General features: G+C 72.7%; 6 protein-coding genes. 4 read left to right on the forward strand and 2 right to left on the reverse strand.

Features of this window, described 5'->3' with window-relative positions; all coding sequences use genetic code 11:
* Positions 1-177 precede the first annotated feature (177 nt).
* Both JNW98_RS11480 and JNW98_RS11485 read left to right on the forward strand, forming a co-directional pair.
* On the forward strand, positions 178-1,092 hold the full coding sequence (locus JNW98_RS11480) for an MBL fold metallo-hydrolase (RefSeq protein ID WP_223768044.1): 915 nt from the start codon (positions 178-180) through the stop codon (positions 1,090-1,092).
* Positions 1,093-1,138: 46 nt separating this feature from the next.
* Positions 1,139-2,629, forward strand: coding sequence for a carboxylesterase/lipase family protein (locus JNW98_RS11485; protein ID WP_223768054.1), 1,491 nt, complete (start codon positions 1,139-1,141; stop codon positions 2,627-2,629).
* Positions 2,630-3,574: 945 nt separating this feature from the next.
* Here the strand turns inward: JNW98_RS11485 and JNW98_RS11490 are convergent.
* Positions 3,575-4,741, reverse strand: coding sequence for a DUF5005 domain-containing protein (locus JNW98_RS11490; RefSeq protein WP_223768045.1), 1,167 nt, complete (start codon positions 4,739-4,741; stop codon positions 3,575-3,577).
* 386 nt (positions 4,742-5,127) lie between these two features.
* Here JNW98_RS11490 and JNW98_RS11495 point away from each other — a divergent pair, with 386 nt between their 5' ends.
* Both JNW98_RS11495 and JNW98_RS36145 read left to right on the forward strand, forming a co-directional pair.
* Positions 5,128-5,487, forward strand: coding sequence for a hypothetical protein (locus tag JNW98_RS11495; protein ID WP_223768046.1), 360 nt, complete (start codon positions 5,128-5,130; stop codon positions 5,485-5,487).
* Between the two features lie 159 nt (positions 5,488-5,646).
* Positions 5,647-5,778, forward strand: a complete 132-nt coding sequence (locus JNW98_RS36145; protein ID WP_263420647.1) for a hypothetical protein — start codon at positions 5,647-5,649, stop codon at positions 5,776-5,778.
* A gap of 275 nt (positions 5,779-6,053) precedes the next feature.
* On the opposite strand, the gene JNW98_RS11500 is transcribed toward JNW98_RS36145, so the two are convergent.
* Positions 6,054-6,742 (reverse strand): NADP-dependent oxidoreductase (locus JNW98_RS11500; RefSeq protein ID WP_223768047.1); only part of this gene is annotated, 689 nt, incomplete at its 5' end.

The following is a 6,742-nucleotide window of genomic DNA, read 5'->3' on the forward strand; positions in this document are numbered from 1 at the left end:
GGGTCTCCACGCGTCGTGGCTCGCGAACGGGAGCCGCCTCGCCTCGTCCGCCCAGGCTACAGGCGGCCGCGCCCCGTGCCCGGGCCGTGCGCACAGGTGCAGTCACCTTACGGATACCCCGGCTGCCGAGGCCGCTCGTACGGTTCGGGAAACGCCCCGAATTCGCTAGGACGCCTCATGGACCACATCATGCTCGGCAACGTCTGCGTCACCCGCGTATGGGAATACTTCGGCCCCGTCGGAATGACGTCCGACACCTTCTTCCCGGAAATCCCGAAGGAAGTATGGGAAGACGGCGACTCCTGGCTGACCCCGCATTTCGTGGGTCCCGACACCGGCATCGTGAATTCCGCGATCCAGACCTGGCTGCTGCGCAGCGAGGGCAAGACCATCCTCGTCGACACCGGCGTCGGCAACCACAAAGAGCGCCCGTACGCGCCGGTCTGGAGCCACCTCACAACGGACTTCCTGGCCAATCTCGCCCGGGCCGGAGTCGAGCCCGAAGACGTGGACATCGTGATCAACACGCATCTCCACATCGATCACGTCGGCTGGAACACCTACCTGGACGGCCGGCAATGGGTACCCACTTTCCCCAACGCCATCTATCTGATGCCGAAGGACGACTTCGACTTCTGGAATCCCGAGAACGGCCACAAGCCGCTGCTCGGCCGGGGCAACCAGAACGTCTTCGAGGACAGCGTGGCTCCGGTGCACCGGGCCGGCCGGACGCTGCTGTGGGAGAACAGTCACCGGATCGACGCCGCCCTGCGCCTGGACGCGGCTCCCGGACACACCCCCGGCTCCTCCGTCCTGACCCTCACCTCCGGCACGGACCGCGCCGTGTTCGTAGGCGACATGCTGCACAGCCCGGTGCAGATCCTCGAACCGGACGCCAACAGCTGCTTCTGCGAGGACCCGGAGGGCGCCCGCGCCACCCGCCGCAAGGTGCTGGGCTGGGCGGCCGACAACAACGCACTCGTGCTCCCCGCGCACCTGGGCGGCCACGGGGCCGCCGAAGTGGTCCGTGAGGGAGGCGCGTTCGCCATCAAGGGCTGGGCCCCCTTCGCCCCGTACACCGAGCGGGCCTGAGGCCCCGCGGAAAGGCACCACCGTGAACCGCCACCCCGACCCCACCGTGAACCACCGCCCCGACCCCGTCGTGACCACCGCGCAGGGAGCCGTCCGCGGCCTGCGCCAGGGCGACACCACCGCCTTCCTGAACATCCCCTACGCCGCCGCGCCCCGCGGCGCCGGCCGGTTCGCGCCGCCACGGCCACACGAGCCGTGGGACGGCGTACGCGACGCGACCGTGCCGGGACCCAACGCGCCGCAGTCCGAGCGCAGGCTCGGCCGCATCGACATGTCCCCCTACTTCGGCAACGGTTGGAGCCGCGGCGAGGACTACCTCACCGTCAACGTCTGGGCACCCGCGGCCGTGAACGGTAACTCACCCGTCATGGTCTTCGTCCACGGCGGCGCGTTCGTCGCCGGATCGACGCGGTCCGCGCTCTACGACGGCTCCGCCTTCGCCCGCGACGGCGTCGTCCTCGTCACCCTCAACTACCGGCTCGGCATCGCCGGATTCCTCGACCTCCCCGGCGCGCCCGCCAACCGCGGCCTGCTCGACGTCGTCGCCGCATTGCGCTGGGTGAAGGAGAACATCACCGCCTTCGGCGGTGACCCGCACAACGTCACCCTCTTCGGCCAGTCGGCCGGGGCGACCATCGTCTGCGGCGTCCTCGCCACCCCCGACGCCACCGGCCTCTTCCGCCGGGCGATCGTCCAAAGCGGCAGCGGCCTGGGGGCGTTCACGACCGAGCAGGCCGCCCGCGTCACCAGGGCAGCGGCCGAGTCCCTGGGCGTCGAGCCCCATGCCGACGCCTTCGCGGACCTCCCCGACGAGCGCCTGGTCGAGGCCGCCTCCCACCTCACGGGCATCGACCTGCACACCGACACCCACCACGACCCGCTGATCGGACTGAGCCCCTTCAGCCTGGTCCTCGACACCCAACCCGCCGAATCCGTCGCCGCCGGGCTGAGCGCCGACATCGACCTGCTCATCGGGACCACCACCGAGGAGGGGCGTCTCTACCTGGTGCCCGTGGACAAGTACGCCACCTCGACCGCCGAGGACGTCGACGACGCGGCGGCGCGCGCGCACCCGAACGCGGCCCGACTCGTCGAGACCTACCGGACGACACGCCCCGAGGCGTCCTACGGCGAGCTGCGCTCCGCCATCATGGGCGACGCGCTGTTCGGCGCCGGCAGCTGGGCCCTGGCCGGGGCACACGCCGCACACGGCCGGTCCGCCACGTACGCCTACGAGTTCGCCTGGCGCTCCCCGGCCCTGGACGGACAGCTCGGCGCCGCCCACGCGGTCGAGCTGCCCTTCGTCTTCGATCTCGCGTGGCTCCCCCGGTTGCGAGGCGCCGACGCCCTGCTCGGCCCCGACGAGCCCCTCGCGGCGCTCGCCGCCGGCATGCACGGGACCTGGGTCCGGTTCGCCAGGACCGGCAACCCCGGCTGGGACCCGTACGACACCAAGCGCAGGTCCACCATGCGCATGGACGCCGAGTGGACCCAGGTCGACGACCCCCGCAGCCGGGAACGACAGGCCTGGCGCTGACCGTCGTACACGACGTCCCTATGCACCCCCTTGAACGAGAACCACGGGCGCCGGCCTGCCGCGAGCGCGGCCGGCAGCGCACAGCGCACAGCGCATCGTGACCCGGGCCGGCTGGGCGGCGGGCGGGCCCAGGACTTGTCCGGTCGATCGGGTTCTTTGGTCAGCAGAGCAGGCCATAGGGCGACGAGCATGGGCATGCGGGCGGCCATCGAGGCCCTGGCGGAGGAAGCCGAACGGCTGCTCCGTGATCAAGTGTGGGTTCTCACACCCGACGACCGTGTCGTCGCAGCGAAGGCTTCCGCCGACCTGCATGCCGCCATGGGTGCGCCGCAGTCTCAGCAGGCCTTGCCTGAAGTCGTCCGGCTGGAACACTTGCGGGGAGGCCCTCGCCGCTGTGGCCATCGCCCTGGGCCCACGTGCACGGCCGCCTGGCCTGGTTCCTCGGCGCAGCCGCCACCACGCTCAGTGGCACGACGGCCGCGCTGAGCGGGGGTCCTGGCGGCCGGGTGCCGGCCCCAGCTCCTGGTTGCGCTGATCGGCGGCCTCGCCATCGACCGGTACCCGCGCCCGGACCTACCGGCCGGGAACTCCGCCCCCGGGCCCTGCAGAGCACCACGGCCAGCATGTAGAGGTCGTGACCTGCTGGTTCGCGTGTGGTCCGGGGGCCGGGCGTCGATGGGGTGCGGATCAGTAGGTCCTGTCGCCGCCCGGAAAGTGGACAGCCACATCATGGTTGGCGTTCCGTCCCGCCAGTACCCGCGGACTCACACCACGAGCGTTGACCCGGTCCGGGGCAGCACCGGCTGCCGGCAGCAGCCGGATCGCGGCCCTCGCCCTGTGAAGAGAACGCTGCCCGCCGCAACGGCGTATTGCCCCCGTAGGCAGCATTCCCCGGCGGACCGCCACAACGCCCGCGCGCGGGGCGGGAGTCGTCCCGCCGGCACGTCAGCGGCCGGGTGGGACGAGGGTGACGCGCAGGAACCGGGGCCGGTAGACGGACGCCGTGCGGATGACGTCCTCCGGAACGAGGCTGTTGACGTTGTAGGAGACGACGAGTTCGCCGCGGCGCTCCAGTTCCGGGTGCTCGTGCGGGTTGTAGGCGATGACGTTCGCGTTGCGGTACGTGCCGCGCGGCCCGGCCTCGGGGGCCGTGTGGAAGGTCCGCGGCCGGGTGAAGGGGCCGGCGGGCGTGCGCGACCAGGCCAGCCGCAGTTCCGCGCTGAACGGCTGGTCGGCGCGCTGGGTGACCAGGGCGTACCAGTGGCCGTGCCGGACGACGCTGAGTTCGTCGGAGACGAGCAGCGCGGCCCCGTCCGGTCCGGTCAATCGGGCGGCGTCCGTCTCGCGCGCGGACCAGCCGCCGTCCGCGGTGCGGTAGCGCCAGGGGTGGCGCAGGTCGGTGCCGTCGGTGCGGGCCAGCCGGAGGTAGTGGGCGCCGCCCGGAGCCGGCTCGGTGCCGTAGACGTAGGTGTGGTCGCCGTCGCGGGCCAGCCATGCGCCCCAGGCGACCCCCGCAGCCGACGGCAGGGGGGTGAGCGAGCTCGGCCGGGTGAGATCCCCGGGCCGGAACCGGGCCAGCGTGTTGGCACGCCAGGCCACGTCCAGCGGGCCGGTGCCGGTGCGTACGTACCGGGCGTAGACGACCGTCACGTCCCGGCCGTCGCGGATCGCGGCGCGGGCCCAGTACCAGGACGAGCCGTCGGCGGCACCGGGGACGAGGGACGCCGGGCGGCCGGCGCGGTCGCGCCCGGTCACGGTGTGCGGGCCGGCGGCGTCCCACCGCACGAAGCTGTTGTGCACGAACGGTGTCGCGCCCTTGCCCGTCAGGGGGGCACGCGAGCCGTCCGGCCGCACCCTGCCCAGGAACGTGTCGGAGAACACCCACAGTTCGCCGCCCGGAACCGGTACGGAGTACGTGCTGTCGCCGCCCGTCCAGTGCGAGGTCGGCCGGGCGGCGCCGGCGAACCGGGCCCACGCCCCGTCCAGTTCCCGCAGCGGACGGACCGAGGCCACATGCGGCGGGCTCGCGACCGGTGGCGCGCCGGCCGGCAGGAACAGGCACAGGACGGCAAGGAGGAGGGCGGGGAGCCGGGTGCGGAGGAAGGAGGCCATCGGCCCAGCATCCAACGGTCCGACCGGCCGGGCGCCGCGACGCACCGCCCTCGTCGGAGCCGGGGGCGTCGGCTACGACTCGGAGTCGGGGGCGTTGGCTACGACGGTGGGACGCCGAGTCCGGCATCCTCCGGGTCGTGGACTTCATGCCGCCGCGCGATGGCCTGGAGGTGCTGCGCACCCCGCGTGAACCCCAGCGGAGCTGACGGCGAAGTCGCCGCACCAAACCCTGGAAGCGGGCCGCCCTTTACGAGCCGCCCGAGGCGGGACCCGGCCTGCGCCCTTCGACCCTGTTCGAAACGGCTGGTCCGTGTGCGGCCCACGGCCCACACTGACGTCGGGCCGGCGCGGCCGGCCCGCGGACCGCAACCTCAAGGAGATGCTCCATGGGACTGCGCACACTGGGCACGGCCCTCCTGGCCACCGGGACGCTGGTGGGCAGCTCGCTGATCGGGGCCACGGTCTCCTCCGCCGCCGCACGGACGGCCCCGCCGAAACCTCAGCTCGAATGCCCGTACTACCTCGTGTGCGGCCAGGCCGCCAACGGCAGCTCCTTCGCGTACAGGGACTGCAACTTCGAGTTCAAGCTGCCCAACTTGATCGGCTCCGGGCCTTTGGTCAACAACCAGACCGCGGGCACCGTGGCGAGGTTCTACGACAAGAACCACCGGCTGCTGTTCACCTCCACGACGTATGAGGCCCGTACGGTCAACTGGACCCCCGTCTGGTACGCCAGAGCCTGCTGAGCCACGCCCGGCGGCCGCGCACCGGACCGCGGCCGTCGGTTCTCCTCTGTGGGGCGAGGCGTACGCGTCGCCCCACAGAGCCAGGTCGTATCTGACGGCTCTCGTCGGCAGGGTGGGCCAGGCTGTGAGCCGGGCAGCCGTCGGACATGGTGCGACGACATGAGCTGGGCCACCGCGGAGCAGACGGCGAAGGCGCTGGACAGGTGGATCAGCCGGGCGCCGGCCCGGTCGGCGAAACGGGCCGCGTTCCCGGTCCCGTCGACGTTGACGCGGCTCGCCTGGCAGGCGTAGGAGCGGAAGCTCGTCATGCCGCCGCAGGACCGACAGGAGCGTGGCGCCCACCGCGCCACTGGCGCCTGTGATCAGCAGCGTGCACTGCCTTCCGCGCTCGCCGCTCCTCTCCCCACCAGGGTGCTCGCCCCTCCCGTCCACGCACTCGAACATGCCGCCCCCCCTCCTGCTCCCGTGCCCTCGGGCTGATCAGGGCTGTCCCTTCCCGCTGCGGCGCAGGGAGGGGCCGCTGCGCCCGCGCTCGTGATCACCTCGGGCTCCCCGTACCGGGCCGGTCACTCGTCGATCACGATGACGATCTTGCCCTGGAGATGGCCCTCTTCGCTGTGGCGCTGAGCGTCGGCGGTGCGCGCGAGGGGGTAGACGGTGTCGACGGGCATGTGGAGGCGGCCCTCTTCGAGCAGGGGCAGTGCTTCGGCGAAGGCGGGGGCGAGGGGGCCGGGGACGCCGGAGAAGCGGACACCGTGGTCGGCGGCGGCAGGGTCGGCGATGGTCAGGACGGTGTCCGGGGTGCCGGTGAGGGTGATGGAGTCGGGCAGGACGCCGCGGCCGGAGGCGTCGAGGACGGCGTCGACGCCGTGGGGTGCGGCGGCGCGGACCCGGTCGACGAGGCCGTCGCCGTAGGTGACGGGGATTGCGCCGATCCGCCGGAGGAAGGCGTGGTTGCGCGTCCCGGCCGTGCCGATGACGGTGACGCCGCGGGCGGCGGCGAGCTGGGTGGCGGTGAGGCCGACGCCGCCGGCGGCGGCATGGATGAGAAGCGTCTGCCCGGCGGACACGGCGAGTTCGCGCAGGGCGCGGTGGGCGGTCTCGACTGCGACGGGCAGGGCGGCGGCCTGGGTGAAGGTGAGACGGTCGGGCTTGGCGATGAGGTCGTCGGCGTCGGCCAGGTCGTGGGTGGCGGCGGCGCTGCGGAAGGCGGAGCGTCCGAAGACCGGCTGCCCGACCTGCCACTGGGTGACGC

The organism is Streptomyces huiliensis (assembly GCF_020037025.1).
Classification (GTDB): Bacteria; Actinomycetota; Actinomycetes; order Streptomycetales; family Streptomycetaceae; genus Streptomyces; species Streptomyces huiliensis.

Bases quoted from the DNA above. Each gene is read 5' to 3' on its own strand.
- JNW98_RS11480 (WP_223768044.1), top strand. From the start codon at position 178: ATGGACCACATCATGCTCGGCAACGTCTGCGTCACCCGCGTATGGGAA.
- JNW98_RS11490 (WP_223768045.1), bottom strand. From the start codon at position 4,741: ATGGCCTCCTTCCTCCGCACCCGGCTCCCCGCCCTCCTCCTTGCCGTC.
- JNW98_RS11495 (WP_223768046.1), top strand. From the start codon at position 5,128: ATGGGACTGCGCACACTGGGCACGGCCCTCCTGGCCACCGGGACGCTG.
- JNW98_RS36145 (WP_263420647.1), top strand. From the start codon at position 5,647: ATGAGCTGGGCCACCGCGGAGCAGACGGCGAAGGCGCTGGACAGGTGG.